This is a genomic window from Parapedobacter brassicae, from assembly GCF_051400755.1.
Taxonomy (GTDB): domain Bacteria; phylum Bacteroidota; class Bacteroidia; order Sphingobacteriales; family Sphingobacteriaceae; genus Parapedobacter.
On the sequence record NZ_JBLFFL010000037.1, the window covers coordinates 241 to 567 of the forward strand.

General features: G+C 56.6%; 1 protein-coding gene. It reads left to right on the forward strand.

Features of this window, described 5'->3' with window-relative positions; all coding sequences use genetic code 11:
- Positions 1–76: 76 nt before the first annotated feature.
- Positions 77–327: LysR family transcriptional regulator (locus tag ACMGDE_RS20010; RefSeq protein ID WP_436834610.1), on the forward strand; the 251-nt coding region annotated here is incomplete at its 3' end.

Sequence of the window (327 nt, forward strand, 5' to 3'; positions counted from 1 at the left end):
TCAGCGAACATAATCCCATAGAACACTTAGTCGTAATCGAACGTCCGACGTCGATCTGCAGAATATTCGATACGCTGTGGCAGCAGCGGGTCACGGGAGCTTTCGGCGCGCGTCCGAAGTATTGTTGCTTCGGCAATCCACGCTTAGCCGTTGCATTAGCCAGCTCGAACATTCACTCGGTATGACCGTCTTCGAGCGATCCAGCGGCGGGGTGCGAGCAACGATGGCTGGACGAGATTTTCTCCGAACTGCTCGATCAATCCTGGAACAGATGAATTCGCTGGCGAAGAGCACGCACCACGTCGGCCGTGGCGAAGCGGGACGGCT